The sequence below is a fragment of the Serratia sp. MMO-28 genome, assembly GCF_037199905.1.
In the GTDB taxonomy this organism is placed as follows: domain Bacteria; phylum Pseudomonadota; class Gammaproteobacteria; order Enterobacterales; family Enterobacteriaceae; genus Chania; species Chania oryzae.
This window is the reverse complement of record NZ_JBBCVB010000007.1, coordinates 82,307-105,262: the sequence shown is the minus strand read 5'-3', so window position 1 is coordinate 105,262 and position 22,956 is coordinate 82,307. Positions and strand designations below refer to the sequence as shown.

The 22,956-nt window shown below is 55.1% G+C and carries 19 protein-coding genes; 6 read left to right on the top strand and 13 right to left on the bottom strand.

What is annotated here, in order from left to right; all coding sequences use genetic code 11:
- Nucleotides 1-73: 73 nt before the first annotated feature.
- The 8 genes from pxpA to WG891_RS08160 all read right to left on the bottom strand — a co-directional run bounded on the left by pxpA (nucleotide 74) and on the right by WG891_RS08160 (nucleotide 7,290).
- Nucleotides 74-811 (bottom strand): 5-oxoprolinase subunit PxpA, encoded by a 738-nt coding sequence (gene pxpA, locus WG891_RS08195; protein WP_076940864.1) that lies wholly within the window; start codon nucleotides 809-811, stop codon nucleotides 74-76.
- On the bottom strand, nucleotides 801-1,733 hold the full coding sequence (pxpC, locus tag WG891_RS08190) for a 5-oxoprolinase subunit PxpC (RefSeq protein WP_337262071.1): 933 nt from the start codon (nucleotides 1,731-1,733) through the stop codon (nucleotides 801-803). The genes pxpA and pxpC overlap by 11 nt, the downstream gene beginning before the upstream one ends.
- The gene (gene pxpB, locus WG891_RS08185; RefSeq protein ID WP_337262070.1) at nucleotides 1,727-2,383 is read right to left on the bottom strand and encodes a 5-oxoprolinase subunit PxpB; all 657 of its coding nucleotides are present in this window, start codon (nucleotides 2,381-2,383) and stop codon (nucleotides 1,727-1,729) included. Before pxpB ends, pxpC begins: the two co-directional genes overlap by 7 nt.
- Nucleotides 2,384-2,517: 134 nt before the next feature.
- Nucleotides 2,518-3,261 (bottom strand): type 2 GTP cyclohydrolase I, encoded by a 744-nt coding sequence (locus WG891_RS08180; protein ID WP_337262152.1) that lies wholly within the window; start codon nucleotides 3,259-3,261, stop codon nucleotides 2,518-2,520.
- A 291-nt stretch (nucleotides 3,262-3,552) separates the two neighbouring features.
- Nucleotides 3,553-4,533, bottom strand: a complete 981-nt coding sequence (locus WG891_RS08175) for an MBL fold metallo-hydrolase (protein ID WP_337262069.1) — start codon at nucleotides 4,531-4,533, stop codon at nucleotides 3,553-3,555.
- 22 nt (nucleotides 4,534-4,555) lie between these two features.
- Nucleotides 4,556-5,980, bottom strand: coding sequence for a deoxyribodipyrimidine photo-lyase (gene phrB, locus WG891_RS08170; protein WP_337262068.1), 1,425 nt, complete (start codon nucleotides 5,978-5,980; stop codon nucleotides 4,556-4,558).
- A 15-nt stretch (nucleotides 5,981-5,995) separates the two neighbouring features.
- Nucleotides 5,996-6,949, bottom strand: coding sequence for a YbgA family protein (locus WG891_RS08165; protein ID WP_337262067.1), 954 nt, complete (start codon nucleotides 6,947-6,949; stop codon nucleotides 5,996-5,998).
- 134 nt (nucleotides 6,950-7,083) lie between these two features.
- Nucleotides 7,084-7,290, bottom strand: a complete 207-nt coding sequence (locus WG891_RS08160) for a DUF2517 family protein (protein WP_076940854.1) — start codon at nucleotides 7,288-7,290, stop codon at nucleotides 7,084-7,086.
- Nucleotides 7,291-7,720: 430 nt separating this feature from the next.
- On the opposite strand from WG891_RS08160, the gene WG891_RS08155 reads away from it, so the two are divergent.
- From WG891_RS08155 to kdpE, 6 genes are all read left to right on the top strand, one after another.
- Nucleotides 7,721-7,810, top strand: a complete 90-nt coding sequence (locus tag WG891_RS08155) for a K(+)-transporting ATPase subunit F (protein ID WP_037398280.1) — start codon at nucleotides 7,721-7,723, stop codon at nucleotides 7,808-7,810.
- Nucleotides 7,810-9,498, top strand: a complete 1,689-nt coding sequence (kdpA, locus tag WG891_RS08150) for a potassium-transporting ATPase subunit KdpA (RefSeq protein ID WP_337262066.1) — start codon at nucleotides 7,810-7,812, stop codon at nucleotides 9,496-9,498. Before WG891_RS08155 ends, kdpA begins: the two co-directional genes overlap by 1 nt.
- Nucleotides 9,499-9,520: 22 nt before the next feature.
- Nucleotides 9,521-11,590, top strand: coding sequence for a potassium-transporting ATPase subunit KdpB (gene kdpB, locus WG891_RS08145; protein ID WP_337262065.1), 2,070 nt, complete (start codon nucleotides 9,521-9,523; stop codon nucleotides 11,588-11,590).
- Between the two features lie 18 nt (nucleotides 11,591-11,608).
- Nucleotides 11,609-12,178 carry a potassium-transporting ATPase subunit KdpC gene (kdpC, locus tag WG891_RS08140; RefSeq protein WP_337262064.1) on the top strand — a complete coding sequence of 190 codons (570 nt, stop codon included), beginning with the start codon at nucleotides 11,609-11,611 and terminating at the stop codon, nucleotides 12,176-12,178.
- Nucleotides 12,179-12,254: 76 nt separating this feature from the next.
- Nucleotides 12,255-14,948: a two-component system sensor histidine kinase KdpD gene (gene kdpD / locus WG891_RS08135; RefSeq protein WP_337262063.1), complete on the top strand. Its 2,694-nt coding sequence runs from the start codon at nucleotides 12,255-12,257 to the stop codon at nucleotides 14,946-14,948.
- Nucleotides 14,949-14,961: 13 nt separating this feature from the next.
- Nucleotides 14,962-15,651, top strand: coding sequence for a two-component system response regulator KdpE (kdpE, locus tag WG891_RS08130; protein WP_076940845.1), 690 nt, complete (start codon nucleotides 14,962-14,964; stop codon nucleotides 15,649-15,651).
- Nucleotides 15,652-15,711: 60 nt separating this feature from the next.
- On the opposite strand, the gene pgm is transcribed toward kdpE, so the two are convergent.
- The 5 genes from pgm to WG891_RS08105 form a co-directional block, all read right to left on the bottom strand.
- On the bottom strand, nucleotides 15,712-17,355 hold the full coding sequence (gene pgm / locus WG891_RS08125; RefSeq protein ID WP_337262062.1) for a phosphoglucomutase (alpha-D-glucose-1,6-bisphosphate-dependent): 1,644 nt from the start codon (nucleotides 17,353-17,355) through the stop codon (nucleotides 15,712-15,714).
- 76 nt (nucleotides 17,356-17,431) lie between these two features.
- Nucleotides 17,432-17,971, bottom strand: coding sequence for a replication initiation negative regulator SeqA (gene seqA, locus WG891_RS08120; RefSeq protein ID WP_337262061.1), 540 nt, complete (start codon nucleotides 17,969-17,971; stop codon nucleotides 17,432-17,434).
- Between the two features lie 453 nt (nucleotides 17,972-18,424).
- Nucleotides 18,425-19,099: an autotransporter outer membrane beta-barrel domain-containing protein gene (locus WG891_RS08115; RefSeq protein ID WP_337262060.1), complete on the bottom strand. Its 675-nt coding sequence runs from the start codon at nucleotides 19,097-19,099 to the stop codon at nucleotides 18,425-18,427.
- Nucleotides 19,044-21,728: an autotransporter outer membrane beta-barrel domain-containing protein gene (locus tag WG891_RS08110; RefSeq protein ID WP_337262059.1), complete on the bottom strand. Its 2,685-nt coding sequence runs from the start codon at nucleotides 21,726-21,728 to the stop codon at nucleotides 19,044-19,046. Before WG891_RS08110 ends, WG891_RS08115 begins: the two co-directional genes overlap by 56 nt.
- 561 nt (nucleotides 21,729-22,289) lie before the next feature.
- A complete protein-coding gene (locus WG891_RS08105; protein ID WP_337262058.1) occupies nucleotides 22,290-22,706 on the bottom strand; it encodes a hypothetical protein in 417 nt (138 codons plus the stop codon).
- Nucleotides 22,707-22,956 lie beyond the last annotated feature (250 nt).

Genomic DNA, 22,956 nt, shown 5'->3' with positions numbered 1-22,956 from the left:
CGCGTGACGTGGATATAGATTGTGTTTGCTGTGTTTCTTGTTTTTATCTCAATACGGTCTTAACCACGGCACATTAACCCGCACTGACGCGGATCTGCTGTTCGGCAAAGCTCTCACGCAGTTTACGGGCATACGCTAACGCATGTTCACCATCACCATGCAGGCAAACCGTTTCGGCCTGAACGGCGGCCCAGGCTCCTGTCACCGTACGTACTCGGTGATGGCGCACCATCTCCAGCGTTTGCTCCAGAGCCAGCTCATCACTGGCGATCAACGCGCCTTGTTGACCACGCGGTACCAAGGTACCGTCGGCCTGATAGCCGCGATCGGCAAACACTTCCTGCCTTGTCGCCAGCCCCAGTTTTTGCCCGGCACGAATCAGTTCGCTGCCTGCCAAGCCAACCAAACGCAATGCAGGATCCACCGCCAGCACGGCGCGAGCAATGGCATCAGCCAGTTCGGGCTCCACCGCGGCCTGGTTATACAGCATGCCGTGGGGCTTCACGTGCACCATCACACCGCCTTCGGCACGTGCGATCGCCGCCAGCGCACCGAGTTGATAAACCACCTGTGCGTAAACCGTTTCCGCAGGCAACTGCATGCGGGTCCGGCCAAAGTTTTCCCGATCGGGGAAACTTGGGTGTGCACCGATAGCCACCCCGTATTGCAGCGCCCAACGCACCGATTGACGCATGGTTTGCGCATCACCGGCATGGAAACCACAGGCGATATTGGCGGAGCTGACCAGTTGCAGCAACGCCTCATCATTGGCACAGCCTTCGCCGAGATCGGCGTTTAAATCAACGATCATTTAACCCCCAGGCTATCTGTTGAATAAAGTGATCCTGCTCAGCCTTGGCACGCTGCGCCTCAGCCAAAGTACAAGGGATAAAGTGGATAACTTCGCCGAGGCGAATCTGCGCCAGATGGTAGAGATCGGCCTCGATCACGCAGGCAATACGCGGGTAACCGCCAGTGGTCTGCGCATCGGCCATCAGCACGATCGGCTGGCCGTTATGTGGCACCTGAATCACTCCCGGCAATAACCCATGGGAGAGCATTTCACGCTCGGTCGTTCTTGTCAGGGCGATGTTGCCATGCAGACGATATCCCATCCGGTTACTCTGCGGGCTAAGCTGCCAAGCCTTGCGCCAAAAGGCATCCTGTGCCTCTTTGCTGAACTCGCCGTACTCAGGCCCCGGTAACGCGCGGATCCGGTTGTTGAACAGCAGTTGCTTCACGCCCAGGCTGTTGATCGGTAATTTGCGGCTGCTCCCCAAAGGTAAAACGTCACCCTCTTTCAGTGGCCGCCCATCAAACCCACCGAAGCCCGCTTTCAGATCGGTACTGCGCGACCCCAGCATTTCGGGCACCGCAATCCCACCGGACAGCGCCAGGTAACTGCGCATGCCGCGTTTCGGCATTTTCAGCGTCAGCTTTTGGCCTTTTTTGACCGGATAACGCCACCCGGTCCACAGAGGTTTCCCGTCTAGCTGCGTATCACAACCGGCACCGGTCAGGGCGATCCAGCCATGTTGGCTAAACTCGGCGCTGAACTGCCCGAGCGTGATCTCCAATCCAGCGGCATCTGGCATGTTGCCCACCAGCAGATTGGCAATTTTCAGCGCGGGGACATCCAGCGCACCGCCCTGGCTAATCCCCAAGCGGCGAAAGCCGTTGCGCCCCAGGTCCTGAACCGTGGTGTAAATACCCGCACGCAGAATCTTCAACATACCCCCTCCTTCTGCGGCACAAAGCGCACGTTGTCGCCAGGGCGCAACAGCGTCGGTGGCATTTCATTGGGATTAAACAGGGCCAGCGGCGTGCGGCCAATCAGTTGCCAGCCACCGGGTGTGACGAGCGGATAAATTCCCGTCTGGCCGCCACCAATCCCCACCGAACCGGCAGCAACCGACAAGCGCGGCTCTGCACGACGCGGCATCGCCAAGCGTTCTGGCATGCCCCCCAAATAGGTGAACCCCGGCTGGAAACCGAGGAAATACACCACATAGGTTACCGAGGAATGGCATTCCACCACCTGCTGCGGCGTCATCCCGGTGTACTGTGCCACTTCGTGCAGATCGGGGCCATCCACCCCGCCGTAGATCACCGGTATATCCACATCGCGGGATTCCGGCACCAGGCTCTCTTTACCTTCCCAACCCTGTTGCAACAGCGCTAGCATGGCTTCGGCATCGGCCTGCGGCGTATACAACAGCAGTGTCAGGTTATTCATACCTGGCACCACTTCACGCACGTCAGCATGATGGTTTAACTTTTCCGCCAATGCCCAAATACGTTGCTGACTCTGCAACGTAACCGGGGGCGCCAATTCAAGCACTACTGCTCTTTCCCCTAACAGATAATATCGTGCTCGCTGCACCCTGCTCTCCTTAACTGATTACAAAACGCATCAGTTATGCGTGACGGCAGCCCGGCTGTCAATAGAACAACCCTTGTTAAAATAAGGGATTAGGGTTATTTTCGGGTTCGGCCAAGCGAACCCGAGGAAGGAAATCAGGCAGGATTCGGGATATCGATAAAGGTCACGTCAAAGCCATAATGCTGCGCCAGCCACTCACCAAGCGCCTTGATACCGCCGCGTTCGGTAGCATGGTGGCCAGCGGCAAAGAAGTGCACACCCATTTCCCGTGCCGTATGGATGGTTTGTTCAGAAACCTCACCGCTGATAAAGGCATCAACGCCGAATCGTGCGGCGCTGTCGATAAAGCTCTGGCCACCACCGGTGCACCAGGCCACGTTGCGAATATGCTCAGGCGCATTATCACCACAATGCAGCACCGCTCGCCCCAGGCGGCTTTCGATACGCTGTTGCAGCTCGCTGCCACTTAGCGGTTGCTCAAACTCACCGTATGGCAGCAAAGACTCAACCTCACCCTGCACGCGGATCCCCAGCATCTGGGCCAGTTGGGCGTTATTGCCCAACACCGGATGTGCATCCAGCGGCAAGTGATAGCCATACAGGTTGATATCGTTGCTCAACAGCGTTTTCAGCCGGTTACGCTTCATGCCGCGCACCGACGGCGCTTCGTTTTTCCAGAAATAACCGTGATGCACCACAATGGCATCGGCCTGGTGTGCCACGGCGGCATCAAGCAGCGCCTGGCACGCCGTAACCCCTGTGACAATGCGCTGCACCTGCGCGCGCCCTTCCACCTGCAGGCCGTTTGGCGCATAGTCCTGAAAAGCAGCGCAGTTCAATTCGGTGTTGATCAGATTTTCCAGATCGAGGTTGTTCATCATTATCTCACTTTTTATACCCTATGGATTTCAAGATGCAGGTAGGCGGCAACTGAGCGACAAATCGGTCAGAGACCGATTTGAACAGCGCTTGCGCTGGCCCATATGGGGGAGCCTCAGCCATGAGGCTCATCATCCCTAGGAGCTTACAGAAGTCAAGTGACTGGGGTGAGTGACAAATCTGCGAAAGCAGATTTGAACGCTGCTTGCAGCGGTCCCGAAGGGACGAGGCCCAGCATGGGCCGAGTAACGCAGCCAACACCCCTGCAACTTGAAAGACGACGGGTATATTCAAAATTGTTGCCGGTCGCCCTGCTCCATCAATATAAACTTCACCCCCAGTTCGTTGCCCTGCTCCAGTTGCTGTTTGATGGTGGCACGCACATCCTCGCCCTGCTTCAGGCTGGGTTTGATATGACCGATCACCACCGGCAGATCTTGCAGCGAGCCATCTCCCCCGCTGTATTGCTGCAGGTTTTTCAGCTCTTTCAGCAGCCAGGCGGGCGTTAGATGGCCATAGAGCGATTTATCTTCCACGCCGTTAGGGTAAGAGGTTTCGATAATCATGCCTTTCAGCTGCTTCTGCTCAATCAGCGGCCCCAGCACGCGCCAGATGCTGTCTAAATTGCGTGACTGTTCCAGCGCATCCGGGCCGGTATCACCAAAATAGGCAAATGAGCCTTCACGGTCAGAAACCAACAGCATTGAAGAAGGGTAACGATCGTGGCTGAGTGGATACATCACCCCGCTCAAACCGGTCAGCCCCAGGGTAAAACGTTGTTGCGGCCGCACCGTTTGCAGGCGGTAGGTGCCCAGCCGTGCGCCATTGCCCGCATCGGTGAAGTTGGGCCAGGCCTTCCAGTTAAAATAGTGGTTACGCAACGTCAGGACGGTATCCGCCTGCGCATAAAGGGTTTTCTTGCTGTCTTGCGGCGAGCCGATAATCAGCCCGGCGACATGGTCCAAGTGCGCGTGGCTGATAAAGTAGCTGTCGATCAGTTGGCGGAACACGTACCCTTGCGGCGTATAAGGGGCCGCCAGTTCAGGCGTCACCTGCGGGAAGCTGCCCTTTTGCAGCCCCTTGGCGATCCCCGGCAGCAGCGAACCGGCATCAAGTGCCAGATAGCGCGTTTGGTTATCGCTACGGATCAGGTAAGAGGTCAGATTGCCATCGCTGACGCCGCCGTCGACGCCCAGCGCCACTACGTCAAAGCCGGCCATCGCCAGGGCGGAATAGCCGCTCAGGCACAAAGCCAGCATTTTTTTCATCATCAGGAAGCTCCTTGCTGTTGCCTTAATTACCCCCTCGCTTGGCCGCTTCGAAGGCCGCCAGCGTATCCAGCCGGGCCTGCTTGTGATCGACAATCGGCAGCGGATAATCCAGCGCCCGTTGCTGTTTTTCTGCCCAGCGATGAGGTTGGTGAATGTCATTGTCCGGTACACCCGCCAGTTCAGGCAACCATTTACGGATAAAAGTGCCTTGCGGATCAAAACGTTCACCCTGGGTGGTCGGATTGAAAATGCGGAAATAAGGTGCGGCGTCGGTACCGGTTGAAGCGGCCCACTGCCAGCCACCGTTATTGGCAGCCAGATCGCCATCCAGCAGTTGTGACATGAAATAGCGCTCGCCGGCACGCCAGTCGATCAATAAATCCTTCACCAAGAAGCTGGCGCTGATCATCCGTAAGCGGTTATGCATCCAGCCGGTTTGATTGAGCTGACGCATAGCGGCATCAACAATCGGGTAACCGGTCCGCCCCTGCTGCCAGGCCAATAGTGCCTTGTCATCGGCTTTCCAGGTTACCCTATCGGTCCACTCAATAAAGGGACGGTGCTTGCATAACGCAGGATGTGCCACCATCAGATGGCGATAAAACTCGCGCCAGATCAGTTCGTTCAGCCAGCAGAAAGCGCCACTCTCTGGGTTCTCCAACACTTCTGGGCATTCGGCGCGCAGCCGGTTGAAGCACTGGCGCGGCGACAACACGCCGATAGCCAGGTAGGGTGAAAGGCTACTGGTACCGGCAATCGCAGGCAGATCGCGTTGCTTGGCATAATCCTGTACCTGCTCGCGGCAAAACGCGCGCAGCCGCTGCAGCGCCGCCTCTTCACCCGCCGGGTATGCGGCCCCCACCTCTGCCTGGGGATAGTTGAACTTCTCGGGTTCAGCCAACGGCAGCACGTCACCACGTGCGGGCGGAGCAGGCAATGAACGGACATCAGACTCCGTCAGCCGCTGGATAAATGCCCGACGAAACGGGGTATAGACCTTGAACATCTCACCATTGCCGGTCAGCACACTGCCCGGTGGCAACAGCAGACTGTCATCAAAACTGTGGCAAATCACCTTGCCCGCCAGTTGTTGCTCAAGCCGGGCATCACGCTGCCGCTCATTGATTTCATACTGGCGGTTGTAAAACAGTGCGGTGACCTGCCGCTGCTGGCAGAAATCCACCAGCCAGGTGAGCGAATCGGCAAAGTCGTTGCACTGATGGTAAACCAGTTCAATGCCGCGTGCCGCCAGCGCCTGTTGCACCTGTAACAGGTTGGCGTGAATAAAGGCCGCCTGGCGCGGGGCCATCTCATGCTGGCGCCACTGCCCTGGGGTGGCAATGAACACCGCCACTACCTTGGCATCGGCATCGCTACAGGCCGCATGCAGCGCTTTATTGTCGGTAATACGCAAATCGTTACGCAACCAGATCACATGGGTGGTCATAACATTCCTTGTTGATTAATGGCCATAACGTAAACGCAGCGCTTCAGGGTATGGCTCAAAATAGCGCTGCTGCGCCAGATAACTGTCAGGATATTCAGCCATATAATGCTTTAACAGGGTGATAGGGGCCAGCAAGGGCTGCATCCCTTGACGGTAGCGATCGATGAGTTGCGCCAGTTCCTGACGTTGAGCGGAACTGAGCTGACGGCGGAAATACCCCTGCACATGCATCAGCACGTTAGTGTGGTTACGGCGGGTGGCTTTGTGCTTGAGCAACGCCATCAGGCGGGTGCGGTACTCCACGGCAAACGCCTCCAGCGACGCCCACTTTTCAATGCCTGCGACAAAACGCCCCAGTTCGCGGTACTCGGGCTGTGAATGGGCCAGCAGTGAAAGTTTATAACGGCTGTGGAAAGCGATCAGCCCGCCGCGCGTCAGGCCTTTACGCCACAGCATGTTCAGTTCATAGAGCGCAAACACCCGCTCGACAAAGTTCTCCCGCAGCACCGGATCGTTCAGGCGGCCATCTTCCTCCACCGGCAGCCACGGCATCTGGCGCATCAGTTCGGCGGTAAACAGCCCAACGCCGCTTTTACGCGCGCCTTCGCCATTCTCACCGTACACCTTGACCCGTTCCATACCGCAACTGGGCGACTTGGCGCAGACGATATAGCCACATAAATCCTGTAGGGTAGCGACACGCTGCTCGGAGAACTGCTGCATCTTGTCGGTAACATCTACCGTGCTGTCATTACTGTTGCACAACACCGTCTCTTGCTGTTTTTTCATCAACCGCAGAGCAGGCCGTGGCGCGGGTAAGCCAATCGCCATTTCTGGGCAGATGGGTTCAAAGCGCACATAAGGGGCCAGTTGTTCCACGGCAAACTCCAGCCGTTTATGGCCACCATCAAAACGTACTCTGCCGCCTAATAGGCAAGCGCTGATCCCTACTGGAATTTTATCACTCATATTTTTACGCCCCAGAATGGTGGATGATGCAAAAAGTGTAGAGGAATTCGCGCGTTAGTACGACTCAATAACGCATAAACAAAAAACCCCCGCCAACATTGACGAGGGTTTTTAGTGCGGTACGTTAAAAGTAATCAATAAAAATCACCAGACGCGGCTTCTGCCTGCTGCAACCAGACCGGTTTATCACTGGTTTTGGCCCAGACGCGGTGCAGATAGCTGTAAAAACGGGCGCGATCGGTACGGAACAGCATCACTGGTAGAGTCACCAGTAACGCCAGAAGCACAGCACTGCGGCGCAGGAAGATCCGATGTAATGGATAAGCGTGATAGTTAGACATGCGAACCTCCTTGGCAACACCTACGGCGGAACTATCAGGAAACCGTACGGGCGTATAACGTTAAATAAGACAATTTGAAAGTTGGACAAAATTTTAGCGCAATTTTTGTAACTTTACTACTCATCCGACCACTATTTTGCTCAAAAAAATCGCAAAAATTACGCTGCATCGTAATTTTGTTACATGAAGGTTAATCACAAACTCAAATCTGGTTACTTAATGGTTACCTCTCGATAACGGGTTTTCCCCTCGAAAAGAACAACCGCAAAGCGGACGATGGCGATCGTTACCTGCATTACCCTCTGCTTTTTTGCTTTAATTTCAGCCATTTTTATACTTTTTTTACACCGCCCGGCGCTATTTTTTCATCTTCTTTCCACCCTACTCCCTACACTCAAGCTATCAAAAACCACACCTCTGGAGGTGTCCCGTGAGTTTCAGCGTTATTGGTGGTGCGCTGCTGGTTCTGCTGCTGTTGGGCTATCTGATTTATGCCCTGTTTAATGCGGAGGATTTCTAATGGCAGCTTCAGCCTTCTTACTGATCGCCAGCTTTATGCTGGTGCTTCTATTGTTAGCTCGCCCTCTGGGCGGCTTTATCGCACGCCTGATCGAAGGTGAACCGCTGCCGGTGCTGCGTCACGTTGAGCATGCCGTCTGGCGCTGTTGTGGTAATGACACGGCAGAAATGAACTGGTGGCAATATGCCTTGGCTATTCTGTGGTTCAACCTGCTGGGTTTGGTGCTGCTATTTGCGTTGCTGATGGCTCAGGGCTCATTGCCGCTTAACCCGCAAGGGTTCTCCGGGCTGTCTTGGGATCTGGCGCTTAATACCGCCGTCAGTTTCGTCACCAATACTAACTGGCAAGCCTATAGCGGTGAAAACACCCTCAGCTATCTCAGCCAGATGGCTGGGCTGACGGTGCAAAACTTCCTGTCTGCGGCTACCGGCATTGCCGTGGCCTTTGCCTTGATCCGCGCCTTTGCCCGCCGCTCCAGCGCTACTATCGGTAACGCCTGGATCGATATCTTGCGCATTACCCTGTACGTGCTGTTGCCGTTGGCGCTGCTCATCGCGCTGTTTTTTGTCAGCCAAGGCTCACTGCAGAACCTCTTGCCTTATCTGCATCTGCACACGTTGGAAGGCGCGCAGCAAACGCTGCCAATGGGGCCGGTGGCTTCGCAAGAAGCGATCAAAATGCTCGGCACCAACGGCGGTGGTTTCTTCGGCGCCAACTCCGCACATCCGTTCGAAAACCCGACGGTGTTGACCAACTTCGTGCAGATGCTGGCGATCTTCCTGATCCCTTGCGCACTGTGCTTTGCCTTTGGTCAGGTGGCCGGTGAAAACCGCCAGGGCCATGCGCTGATTTGGGCGATGGCGCTGATCTTCGTGCTGGCGGTGATCGTGGTGATGTACGCCGAGCTGGCAGGTAACCCGCATCTGAGCGCACTCGGCAGCGCCAGTAACATCAACATGGAAGGTAAGGAGTCACGCTTCGGTATTCTTGCCACCAGCATGTTCTCGGTGGTCACCACGGCCGCGTCCTGCGGTGCCGTTAACGCCATGCATGACTCTTTCACCCCACTGGGCGGCCTGGTGCCGATGTGGTTAATGCAGATCGGTGAAGTGGTGTTTGGCGGTGTCGGTTCCGGCCTGTATGGCATGCTGCTGTTCGTGCTGCTGACGGTGTTTATTGCCGGGTTGATGATTGGCCGCACCCCGGAATACCTGGGCAAAAAGATTGATGTCTATGACATGAAAATGACCGCGCTGGCGATCCTGGTCACTCCGACGCTGGTACTGCTGGGAACCGCACTGGCGATTGCTACCGATGCAGGCCGTGCCGGTATTCTCAACCCTGGCGCACATGGTTTCAGCGAAGTGCTGTATGCCCTGTCCTCTGCCGCCAACAACAACGGTAGCGCCTTTGCAGGCTTAAGCGTCAATACGCCGTTCTATAACCTGCTGCTGGCCTTCGCCATGTTCGTCGGCCGTTTCGGGGTGATCCTGCCGGTGTTGGCCATTGCCGGTTCGCTGTGCGTCAAAAAACGCCAACCTGCGGGTAACGGTACGTTGCCCACTTACGGGCCGTTGTTTATCGGCCTGCTGATCGGCACCATCCTGCTGGTCGGTGCATTGACCTTTGTTCCAGCGCTGGCGCTGGGCCCGGTAGCCGAGCATTTGCAGCTTTGGTTGGCAAACTAACAGTCATAGAGAGAATAAAACGATGACTCGTAAACAACGTGCGCTGTTTGAGCCAGCATTGGTGCGAACTGCGCTGATTGATGCAGCGAAAAAGCTGGATCCGCGTGTGCAATGGCGCAACCCGGTAATGTTCGTGGTGTACATCGGCAGTATCCTGACCAGCGCCATCTGGTTGACGATTCTGGCCGGGAAAACCGACGGGAGCGCGGCTTTCACCGGCAGTATCTCACTGTGGCTGTGGTTTACCGTGCTGTTTGCCAACTTTGCCGAAGCCTTGGCCGAAGGGCGCAGCAAAGCTCAGGCCGAAAGCCTGAAAGGCACTAAAAAAACCAGTTGGGCGAAGAAACTTGCCAGCGCGAAACGCGACTCTGCCAGCGAGAAGGTGTCTGCCGAAAGCCTGCGTAAAGGGGATATTGTGCTGGTAGAAGCCGGTGACACCATCCCGTGCGACGGTGAAGTGCTAGAGGGCGGGGCCTCGGTGGATGAAAGCGCCATTACCGGCGAATCCGCCCCGGTGATCCGCGAATCCGGCGGCGACTTCTCTTCGGTCACCGGTGGGACACGCGTGCTGTCTGACTGGCTGGTGGTACAGTGCAGCGTGAACCCGGGTGAGACCTTCCTCGATCGCATGATCGCCATGGTAGAAGGGGCTAAACGCCGTAAAACCCCCAATGAGGTGGCGCTGACTATTCTGCTGATTGCCTTGACCATCGTCTTCGTGTTGGCAACCGCCACCCTGTTCCCTTACTCACAATACAGCGTGGAAGCGGCAGGCAGCGGCACCGTGGTCTCCATCACGGTACTGGTGGCGTTGCTGGTTTGCCTGATCCCTACCACCATTGGTGGCTTGCTGTCCGCCATCGGCGTGGCCGGGATGAGCCGCATGCTGGGGGCAAACGTGATCGCCACCAGCGGCCGGGCGGTAGAAGCGGCGGGTGACGTCGATGTGTTGCTGTTGGATAAAACCGGCACCATCACGCTGGGTAACCGCCAGGCCTCCGAATTCCTGCCTGCGCCGGGCGTTAAAGAGCAGGAGTTGGCGGATGCCGCGCAGCTCTCTTCACTGGCGGATGAAACCCCGGAAGGCCGCAGCATTGTGGTGCTAGCGAAGCAGCGCTTCAACCTGCGTGAGCGCGATTTACAGGCGCTGAACGCCACCTTCGTGCCCTTCTCTGCGCAAACCCGCATGAGCGGTGTCAACGTACAGGATCGGATGATCCGTAAAGGGGCCGTCGACGCCATTCGCCGCCATGTGGAATCGAATAACGGCCACTTCCCGCGCGCCGTTGACGATCTGGTGGAAAGCGTGGCACGCACCGGCGGCACACCGCTGGTGGTGGCCGAAGGGCCGCGCGTGCTGGGCGTTGTGGCGCTGAAGGATATCGTCAAAGGTGGTATCAAAGAACGCTTTGCCGAGCTGCGCAAAATGGGCATCAAAACGGTGATGATCACCGGGGATAACCGCCTGACCGCCGCCGCCATTGCCGCCGAAGCGGGCGTGGACGATTTTCTGTCAGAAGCCACCCCTGAAGCCAAACTGGCGCTGATCCGCCAATATCAGGCCGAAGGCCGCCTGGTTGCCATGACCGGTGACGGCACCAACGATGCCCCAGCGCTGGCACAGGCAGACGTGGCGGTGGCCATGAACTCCGGTACCCAGGCGGCCAAAGAGGCAGGTAATATGGTGGATTTGGACTCCAACCCCACCAAGCTGATCGAAGTGGTGCATATCGGCAAACAGATGCTGATGACGCGCGGTTCGCTGACCACCTTCAGTATCGCCAACGACGTGGCAAAGTACTTTGCCATTATTCCGGCAGCATTTGCCGCCACCTATCCGCAACTGAATGCGCTGAACATCATGAACCTGCATTCACCGTCATCCGCCATTATGTCGGCGGTAATTTTCAACGCTCTGGTGATCGTGTTCCTGATCCCGCTGGCGCTGAAAGGGGTGAGTTATAAAGCAATGAGCGCAGCGGCACTGCTGCGGCGCAACCTGTGGCTGTATGGCTTGGGCGGCCTGCTGGTGCCGTTTGTCGGCATTAAGCTGATCGATCTGCTGCTAACCGTGCTGCACATGGCCGGTTGAGATAATGAGGAAATGATGATGTCTTACTTACGCCCTTCACTGGTAATGCTGCTCCTGCTGACGCTGATCACCGGCATCGCTTACCCGCTGCTGACCACCGGGCTGTCACAGCTGTTGTTCAGCAGTACCGCCAACGGCTCGCTGTTATACCAAGGTGACAAAGCGGTCGGCTCGGCCTTGATCGGCCAGAACTTCGCCAAACCGGAGTATTTCTGGGGCCGCCCTTCAGCGACTGCCGATTCGGCCTATAATGCCATGGCATCCGGTGGCAGCAACCTGGCGACGACCAATCCGGCGCTGGATAAAGCCATTGCCGAACGGGTGAAACAACTGCGTCAGGCGAACCCGGCCATGAGTGGCCCTATTCCGGTCGATCTGTTAACCGCTTCCGGTAGCGGGCTGGATCCGCAGATCTCCGTGGCCGCCGCGCGGTATCAGTTAACTCGCGTAGCCAGCGCCCGCCAATTACCAGAAGCGCAGATCGCCAAGTTGATTGAAGAAAACACCGAAGGCGCCACCCCCAATTTTATGGGGGAATCGGTGGTTAACGTGCTGAAACTGAATCTGGCACTGGATGCGCTGAAATAACCGCAGGCGTGTAAAAACTATCTGTCAGGGTTCGGCATGCCGAACCCGCTTTGCGTTGGTATAAAAGGAACTCGTCATGGTGGATGAAGAACAGCAACGCCCCGATCCCGACAGCCTATTAGCGTTAGCCAATGAAAAACCGCGCGGTAAGCTGAAAGTCTTTTTCGGTGCCTGCGCCGGGGTAGGTAAAACCTATGCGATGCTGCAAGAGGCGCAGCGCCAGCGCGCCCAGGGGCTGGATGTGCTGATTGGGGTGGTGGAAACCCACGGCCGCAGCGAAACCGCCGCGTTGCTGGAGGGGCTGGCTATACTGCCGCAAAAGCGTATCCAACACCGGGGTCGGTTAATACATGAGTTCGATCTCGATGCAGCACTGGCACGCCATCCGGCCCTGATCCTGATGGATGAATTGGCGCACAGCAATGCGCATGGTTCACGCCATCCGAAACGCTGGCAGGATGTGGAAGAGTTGCTGGATGCCGGTATTGATGTGCTGACCACCGTTAACGTGCAGCATCTGGAAAGCCTTAACGACATCGTGGGTGGCGTGACCGGGGTGCGCGTCAGAGAAACGGTGCCCGATCACGTCTTTGATGAGGCCACCGAAGTGGTGCTGGTGGACTTGCCGCCGGACGATCTGCGCCAGCGGCTGAACGAAGGCAAAGTCTATATTCCCGGCCAGGCCGAACGGGCCATTGAGCACTTTTTCCGTAAAGGCAACCTGATCGCCCTGCGCGAGCTGGCGTTACGCCGCACGGCCGATCGCGTCGATGACCAAATGCGCGCTTTTCGCGACAGCCAAGGGCAGGAAAAAGTCTGGCATACCCGCGATAACATCCTGCTGTGTGTCGGCCATAACAGCGGCAGCGAAAAGCTGGTACGCATCGCCGCGCGGCTGGCTGCCCGGCTCGGCTGTCACTGGCATGCGGTATATGTGGAAACCCCTAAGTTACACCGCTTACCGGAAAACCAACGTCGGGCGATTCTGCGTGCGTTACGGTTAGCACAAGAACTCGGGGCAGAAACCGCCACCCTCTCCGATCCCTCTGAGGAACGCGCCGTGCTGCGCTATGCCCGTGAACATAACCTGGGCAAGATCATTATTGGCCGCCGCAGTGAGCAACGCTGGAAAATACGCAGCAGCTTTGCCGATCGCCTGGGGCACCTCGGCCCGGATCTCGATCTGGTGATCGTCGCCTTGGAAAACGATGCCCCACTGCCGCCAAGCAAAGAACATGATAACCGCACCTTTAGTGATAAATGGCGCTTCCAACTGCGTGGTTGCGCAGTGGCCGTAGCGCTGTGTGCCACCATTACGCTGCTTTCCCAGTGGCTATTGCCACGTTTTGACTCGGCCAACCTGGTGATGGTTTATCTGCTGGGTGTTGCCATCGTCGCCCTGTTTTTTGGCCGCTGGCCATCGGTGTTTGCGGCGATAATCAACGTCGCCAGTTTCGATCTGTTCTTTGTGCAACCGAGATGGTCACTCGCCGTCAGCGATGTGCAATACCTGCTGACGTTTGCCGTGATGCTGAGTGTGGGTATCACCATCGGTAACCTGACCGCCGGAGTGCGCTATCAGGCTCGGGTAGCGCGCTACCGGGAACAGCGAGCTCGACATTTGTATGAGATGTCTCGCGGGCTCAGCCAGGCACTGAACGGTGAAGATGTCGCCAAAACCAGCAGTCATTTCCTTTCCAGCAGTTTCCAGGCAAAAACCCTGCTGCTCTTGCCGCAGGAAGACGGCTCGTTGAAGCAAATGGCAGGAGAAGAAGGCGGCATGCTGTCGGTAGACGAAGCCATCGCCCGCTGGAGTTACGACAAAGGCCTGCCAGCAGGTGCCGGTACCGATACGCTGCCCGGCGTGCCTTACCAGTTGATACCGCTCAGGACGTCAAAGCAGACCTTCGGCCTGCTGGCGATCGAGCCCACCAACCTGCGCCAACTGATGGTGCCGGAGCAACAGCGCCTGCTGCAAACCTTTGCCGTGCTGATCGCCAGCGCACTGGAACGCCTGCATCTGGCGCGCAGTGCCGAAGCGGCCAAGCTGGATGCCGAACGCGAGCAACTGCGTAACTCTTTGTTGGCCGCGCTCTCGCACGACTTGCGTACGCCGCTCACCGTGCTGTTCGGCCAGGCAGAAATCCTGACGCTGGATCTGGCCGCCGAAGGTTCCAGCCACGCATCACAGGCCAACCAGATCCGCCAGCAGGTGTTGAGCACCACCCGGCTGGTGAATAACCTGCTGGATATGGCACGTATTCAGTCCGGTGGCTTTAACCTGCGCAAAGAGTGGCAGTCGTTAGAAGAGATCGTCGGCGCATCGCTGCATATGCTGGAACCACTGCTGACCCTGCACGAAATCAAAGTTGAGCTGCCAGCAGAAATGGTGCTGATCAATTGCGATGGCAGCCTGTTGGAGCGAGTATTCACTAACCTATTGGAAAACGCCAATAAATATGCCGGAGCAGATGCTATTATCGGTATCCGCGCGCGCCTGCTGCCGGAATGGCTGGAAGTGGAAGTGTGGGACAACGGCCCAGGCATCCCGCCAGAGCAGAAGCAGCTTATTTTTGATAAGTTCTCCCGTGGTAATAAAGAATCGGCTATTCCCGGTGTCGGTTTGGGGTTAGCGATTTGCCGTGCCATTATTGAAGTGCACGGTGGCCGCATTTGGGCAGAAAACGGCGAGAATGGCGGTGCCAGTTTCCACTTTGTGTTACCGCTGGAAACCCCACCCGAGCTGGAAGGTGAAGGCTTTGACTTATAGATGATGAGGCACTGTGACCACAACGCCAACCAATATTCTGATTGTTGAAGATGAGAAAGAGATCCGTCGTTTCGTGCGTACTGCGCTGGAAAGTGAAGGGTGGCGGGTATTTGAAAGCGAGACCTTGCAGCGGGGGCTGATCGAGGCCGGCACGCGCAAACCGGATCTGATTATCCTCGATTTGGGGTTGCCAGACGGTGACGGGTTGAACTATATCCGCGATCTGCGGCAATGGAGCGCCATTCCGGTGATCGTACTTTCAGCCCGCCATGCGGAAGAAGACAAGATCGCCGCGCTGGATGCCGGGGCCGATGATTATCTCAGCAAGCCTTTCGGGATTGGTGAACTGCTGGCCCGGGTGAGAGTGGCATTGCGACGCCACTCCAGCAGCCAGCAGGAGAGCCCGCTGGTGACTTTCTCTGAGATTACCGTCGATCTGATCAACCGCCGCGTGCTGCGCAACGATGAAGATCTGCACCTGACGCCCATCGAATTCCGTTTATTGGCCGAACTGCTGGCCAACTCAGGCAAAGTGATCACCCAGCGCCAGTTATTGAGCCACGTTTGGGGGCCGAATTACGTTGAGCACAGCCATTATCTGCGTATCTATATGGGCCACCTGCGGCAGAAACTGGAGGCCGATCCGGCGCGGCCCAGACATTTGCTGACTGAAACCGGCGTCGGTTATCGCTTTATGCCCTGAAACCACATGCATGAAAAAAGCGCTGTAACAACAGCGCCTTTTCAGCATCAGAGCAAGAGATTATTTGGCTGAAGCTAATACCGCACTGACGATCTCAACCGCTTCATGTTCGATCTTCTCGCGGTGCGCAGCGCCGAGGAAGCTTTCGCAGTAGATCTTATAAGCTTCTTCAGTGCCTGAAGGGCGGGCAGCAAACCAACCGTTGTCAGTCATCACTTTCAGCCCGCCGATCGAAGCGCCGTTACCCGGTGCCGCGGTCAAACGCGCAGTGATCGGATCGCCAGCCAGCATGCTGGCTTTGACCATCTCAGGTGACAACTTGGACAATGCCGCTTTCTGTGCAGAAGTGGCCGGTGCCTGCAGGCGGTTGTAACTTGGTGCCCCAAAACGCTCGGCCAACCCATCATAGTGGTGTTGCGGGTTATCACCGGTTACGGCGGTAATTTCTGCCGCCAGCAAGCACATGATAATCCCGTCTTTATCGGTGGACCACGGCGTACCGTCGAACCGCAGGAACGATGCGCCAGCGCTTTCTTCACCACCAAAGCCGAAGCTGCCGTCGAACAGACCATCAACGAACCATTTGAAGCCGACCGGCACTTCCACCAGCTTACGGCCCAGATCCGCCACCACGCGGTCAATCATCGCGCTGGAAACCAGCGTTTTGCCCACGGCAACGTCCGCACCCCAGCGTGGACGATGCTGGAACAGGTAATTGATGGCAACGGCCAGATAGTGGTTCGGGTTCATCAGGCCTCTTGGCGTGACGATACCGTGGCGGTCGTAGTCAGGATCGTTGGCAAACGCCAGATCAAACTTATCGCGCAGCGCCAATAGGCCAGCCATGGCTGACTCCGACGAACAGTCCATACGGATAATGCCGTCGTGATCGAGGTGCATAAAACGGAAAGTCTGATCGATGGAATCATTCACCAGCGTCAGATCCAGCTTGTAATGCTCAGCAATGCGCTGCCAGTAAGCAATCCCGGAACCCCCGAGCGGGTCGACCCCCAGTTTCAGGCCAGCACGCTGAATGGCTGGCATATCAACCACTTCAACCAAACCTTCAACGTACGGCTGCACCAGATCCTGCGCATGCAAATGACCGCTGTTCCAGGCTTGCGCCAGCGTCTGGCGTTGCACACCCTGCAGTTTAAGCTCCAACAGCTCGTTGGCACGCTTTTCAATCACTGACGTCAGATTAGTGTCGGCCGGGCCGCCGTTAGGCGGGTTATATTTGATGCCACCGTCTTCTGGCGGGTTGTGCGATGGGGTAATAACGATGCCATCGGCATGTGCACCGCCCTTGCGGTTGTAGCACAGGATTGCGTGTGACACCGCTGGCGTTGGGGTAAAGCCGTTGTTCTCTTGAACTACTACATCTACACCGTTGGCCGTCAGCACTTCCAGCACAGAGATGAACGCAGGTTCAGACAAAGCATGGGTATCTTTACCAACATAGCATGGGCCAGTGGTGCCCTGCTGGCGGCGCACTTCAGCAATCGCCTGAGCGATAGCCAGAATATGGGCTTCATTGAAGCTTTGGCGCATCGCACTGCCGCGATGGCCTGAGGTGCCGAATTTTACCGCATGAGCAGCATTGCCTGCTTCCGGCTGCAGCACGTAGTATTGTGATGTTAGCTGGGCTACGTTGATCAAATCACTTTGCTGAGCAGGTTGCCCGGCACGTGGGTCATTCGCCATCGACTCTCTCCCTAATGCCCGAACTGCAGCCGGGCAATGTGTCGCTGACGGCCACCGTTACGGGCTGTTTGCTAAATTAGACAGTACCGCAAACTTTCTCGATCAGTTCCGCCGGGAACTGCATCGCCTGCATGATATTTTCGATCATGCTGCGCTTGCGGCCGGTATTGGTATTGGTAATTACCCAGTAAGGCGTGCCCGGAACGTGTTTCGGTTTAGTATGCGTTCCATTCGCCAGCAGGGTTTGCTGATCGCCGGCAAAATAGGTACGGGTACGGCCATGCAATGCATCGGTCGCCGCGGTAAAACCCACTGCATCAAGCGTATACAATGTGGAAAGTACCAGCATAAAACGATTTACAGCTTTGCTCTGTTCGGCGTATTCATCGGACAGCAACAGTTCACGCACGGCACGTACGCGATCGCGCGGAGGTTGCCCCACAGCGGCAGGCTCCAGCGCCTTAGCGCCCGCAGCAACGGGTGCAACGCGCACCGGCGGCTGACCAGCGGTAAACTTCAACATACGCCGTAAAATATCGGACGCACTTTCACCAATATGCTGCGTGTGGCTGGCAATATAGCGGTAAAGTTCCTCGTCGACTTCTATAGTTTTCATCTTTATCCAAAACAATAATTCAATTGATTTTTATAATGTTTGACGGTCATTAAAGAAAATCTCAATGCTGACCTACATTTTTCCAACCATCTGGTTTTACGATATTTCACTGCTTTGGCGTAGATTAACAGACTCTAGAGGGCCAGCCAACTTCCCCCGCTGCGACATTGGGTGGTCAGCACACGTTTCCACACAAGAATACGAGTGCTAACCCGCGGCGGTAAAAAATATCACTGTTCTGCTCTTATCTGGCATATCGCACTACCACAAAATGAACTCTTCTTTGTACTGGCTCGGGATAGGGGCAGGATGCGCTTTGATGACGTTGCCGCAACGCTGTACAGATCGAAAAATGGGGCACCAGTGGGTGCCCCATCATGGCCCGGCATACTCAGCTCAGGGCTAAAAGACTCTGTTAGCGTTAACCGCCCTGATTTCAGGGCTGGTTATTGATCAGAAGCTGTACCTCAGGCCCAGTTGACCATTAACGTCACGGAAGTCATTACTGCCCCGCTGGACCCCAATATTACCCGCAGCGCTCCAACCTTTGCCCAGCACAAACTGAACGCCAGCTTTAGCTTCATACACATTGTTAGCCAGTTTATGGTTAACTTTCGTATCATTCATCTCAACGGTCGCGTCGTTACCCCCTGACCACCAATTCAACTGTAAGAACGGTTGAATCTGATTAGCCTTGGGATCCAGTGCATTGCTGAACAACCGCACGCCAAGACGGGTAGTGGTCTGATTTTTGCGCTGTTCCGCAATCCGGGTACCGTTTTCCTCTGTATGACCATCACCATTGTAGCGGGTAAAAATCACCTGCCCTTGTGGTTCCAGATACAGACCGCGTCTCATGCCCTCATACAATGGCAATGCATAGCCCAGTTCCAACGATCCGCTCCAGGTGTTGGACTTATACTCTTCGCGAGCCAGTCCACTGCCTTGGACGTCATTGTCGTAGCGACCATACTGCAACCAGCTATCCAGATAGAGCCCAACTGGCGATGAGGCATTCTGGTACCAGGTACCGTAAGCACCAAAGCTGGTTCCCGTAACTTTGCCTTTAGCATTACGCCCGCTCAGATCGGAAATCGCTTGGGTATCGGCGCTGCCATAACCTAACATGATCCCATGTGTGCAACCGGCTTGCGCCAAGAGCATGCTGCAATTCACCACCAATCTGCATCACGTCCAGATCCGTCTCAACCGACAGTTGCTCGCCAACCCTGCCTGCATCCAGATTATTACGATGCCCACGGATCCAAACCGCCCCGTTGCCCTCTTTCCCTACAGCGCCCAACCCAGGCTCACCCATACGATCGGAACGAGTATGATCGAACATATGCACCGCTGCATTCTGGTTATTCAAATAGGCAGCCGCATCAACGCGTAGTAAAGAGGGTGAGTTCCCTGACTGTGGAGCCAATGGATCTGTAGCCCCAGGCGCAGGAGTTTCAGGCTGAGGTGGCACCAAGGGAACGGGTGCTTCTGGTGTGGGTACTTCAGGTTTAGGAACTATAGGCTTAGGCGGTTGTGGCGTACTCACGGCCTCTGAACGCAAGTACCAGTTACCGTTGGCAGGATCCTGCGCTCCCCCTTTGTGCAGCAGATACTCGTAAGCGCCCGCGACAACCGGTTTTTGCAGGTTAAATACGCCGTTGGACTCTTTAGCGACGCTGATAACCTCAATCCCCTCAACCGTTTTAGCGCCTTGCCCCCCGACGTTATTAACCTGTAACCAAGATTGACCACTGCTGCTGCCGGTGATCACCAGACGATCGGTAACCGAGTCATCGCCCCCAAGTACCGTATTCAGCCTCAGCGTGCCTCCTTCGCCTTTATAGCTGCCGTCGCCGCCGCTAAAGAAAGTGGCATTAGACAGAGTCAGTGTCATCCCAGCTTTGTTTGCACCGCCCAGATTGACAACCCCCGCATTATTCAGCCCGCTGAAATAGGCGCTGAAACCCGCCAGATCCAGCGTTCCTGCCTGCCCAACGCTGAAAACGGCGGGGCTAAAAAGGTTGGCACCAAAACCATTTGCTACCCCCGCCTGCAAAGTTCCCGCCACAACGTTCACTTGACCACCGATCATATTATCTTTGGACATCAGGCGTGTAACCCCGGTTCCTAGATGATTGATGGTGCCCATGCCGCTTAGCTTGGGGGCGAAATCCTGATTATCCGAGTAGTTGAAATTTAAAATACCGCGGCTGTGAAGAAAAACGCTGGGGGCTTCCAGAGTGCCCGCTTTGCCGCCCGTACCGATGTTGAGCACAGCCTGCTTAATCGAACCGTCACCGATTCGAACTTCCCCAGCACTGTTTACCTTCACCAAACCACCGTCGGCGATGGTCAAGGTGCCGTCACCGTTAGCCCCACCAATATTGATATATCCGGCCGATAGTAACGACCCTTGATCCTTGACCAGAATGCTACCGCTGGCAGGCGAGGTGCCAATGGAAACGCCACTGTATTTATCTGAACCCGTGCTGGTCACCTGAGCACCATCAGCGATGGTCAGGCTGCCGATACCATATACGCCGACATTCAGTACACCAACCTTAATTGAAGAGGTTGCACCGCTTACCACGGCGCTGCCTTGGCTGTTAACCCTCGAAGCGATATCAAGCCCTGCGGCCTCAAGGCTTCCGCCATTGATGACCTGTAGTTGCCCTTCCCCTCCATTACCCACCGTCAACACTGAGGACTTCCAGGTAGAACCGGTACCAGAAACCAGCAGCGTCCCTTTTCCACCCGCACTGTCCCCCAGATAATTTCTGTAAGAACCGCCGTCAAACACGGCACCGTCGGTAATACTGACCTTGCCCTCTCCTTGTTCGCCAGCCCGAATAACTACCCCACCTGGGGAAGACACCACCGATCCCACACCGGAAATATTCAGCTCACCATAGGCACCAGCCTGGGTTCCCAAATGTATCTCTTCTGTGCCCGCTTTGGCACCGTTGGACACATTCATCACCCCCTTGCCACCGTAGCCTACATACATGCTCGAGGAACCGTACTTGTTGTGATAAAGCTGGCTCCCTGCACCGTCAACATTAATGGTTCCCTGCCCCGTGGCACCATAGCCAACGATTACCTTGTCGAAGGTATCCAGTACAAACTTACCGCTGTCAGAAATGTTGAATTCACCGATTCCTTGGTTACCAACCATTACCTGATGGCCCAGGAGCTGGGAATTAGCCCCCATGATATTCAGCGTGCCTTTGGCGCCTTCATTTACCCCCAATTCAATAAATGAAACGTCCAGCGTCGCGGCATCAAACACCGAAACCTTGCCCTCTCCGGCGACACCAACTTTAAGATTCTGACCATAAAGAGGATCGTAGTTGTAGAGAGTCCAACGGGAGTTCGCTCCTGAAATGGAAGCCTCCCCTACAGAACCGGCTTGCCTTGCCAGATAGCCAGCACCGACCGTAGTCGCTTTAGCCCCTTCACTGATAGTGAGCTTGCCTGAGCTAATGTCACCGATTACCAAATCCACTCGGTTCCCTGTTTTCCAACCGTCTGGCTTAGTGCCCGGTACGGTTTCTTCTGTACCGCCGTCAATCACGATTTCGGCTGCACTGGCGCAGCCTACGGAACCGACCATACCGGCCATGGCCAGAAGCAGGCCGGGGGCAATAGCGACTTTGCGGTGTTGAAGGGATTTACCGCCACTGCGGGAGAGTTCAGAAACGGGCACCAGAGAACCCGTGCGGCGGTGGCGTACCAGACGATAAACTTTATTCATACAGAGCAACTCCTCCAATGAGTTTAATAAAATGCTCAGATGTTATTAGATTAATTATTTTTACAACCACAGAAATAAAAAACTCCCGTTTAAGGAAGCTACGCTAAATTATTTTCACATATGCATCAATCATTAACGGAGCATGTTAATAACCATAGAAAACCATTATATCATTAGCCATTTTAAGCTATTTATTAACATCTTACTCAGACAGACAAGAGAAATTCACGCGTATACATTAAAAAACTTATAATTCAATCCAATTGCTCGCTGCGAGAAATAAATTACTTCTTCTGCCTAACAAGAAAGAGTGGTTTTATGCGGCGTAGAGTCTGATTAATCACCACCTATTTTCAGGAAATCAAAGAAAATAACCATGTAGAGACGTTACATCTCAACTTTATTCTTTCCCTTCAGCGGTAATCATTGTGATGACATTAATATTTTCTAAAAATTTCAAAGCATTTATCGAAGCTCCCAGCAAAAGATTGCTGGGAGCTTAATTGACGCTCCATAACGAGTTATCATTGACCGCTAGGCCCACCTCAAAGGCAGTATCAACTACATGTGCCACCGATCAACGATGCCAGTGCTATCGAAAGTGATATAAAGAAAATCCGAATGGTATTCCGTATTTCCTGATACTTTAGCGGATGCCTTGTTCGCACTGTCTGCGGCATCCGATGCCGAGCTAGCCAGGCCAAGAGCACTGGAAACGGCACTTGCCCCGGGGATATAGCCAGCAATAGATGAGGCTGCGCTCAGATTACCTCTTACTTTATACTCCCATCGCACCTCGCCACCAGAATCAGCAGACTGATCATCCGGCACACCGTAAATTGCCTGAACCTGCGCCTTGGTTGTCTGTTTAGGTATAATATGTGCCTTTACATACGATGCACTGAATTTATCTTCCCCCATGGAACTGCAGCCGGCAAGCAGCAAGACCACCATCACACTCCATAAATACATGCGCATATCTTAATCCATTTGATAAACTATTTATTAATGCTAATAACCGAAGTCATCAGCTGTTTTCTTTGCATTAATGACTGTAAGCCAGCAAATCCATATTTATGTATAAAAACCCAAATGCACTGAACGGATAACATCAACAGAATAGAGTCGCTATATACAGCCATTTTATTTAAATAATATGAAAAAAATACTCGCTTATTAAAGCAGGCTGTTATTAACGCGTTGAAATGGTACGAACATAATCCCAAAA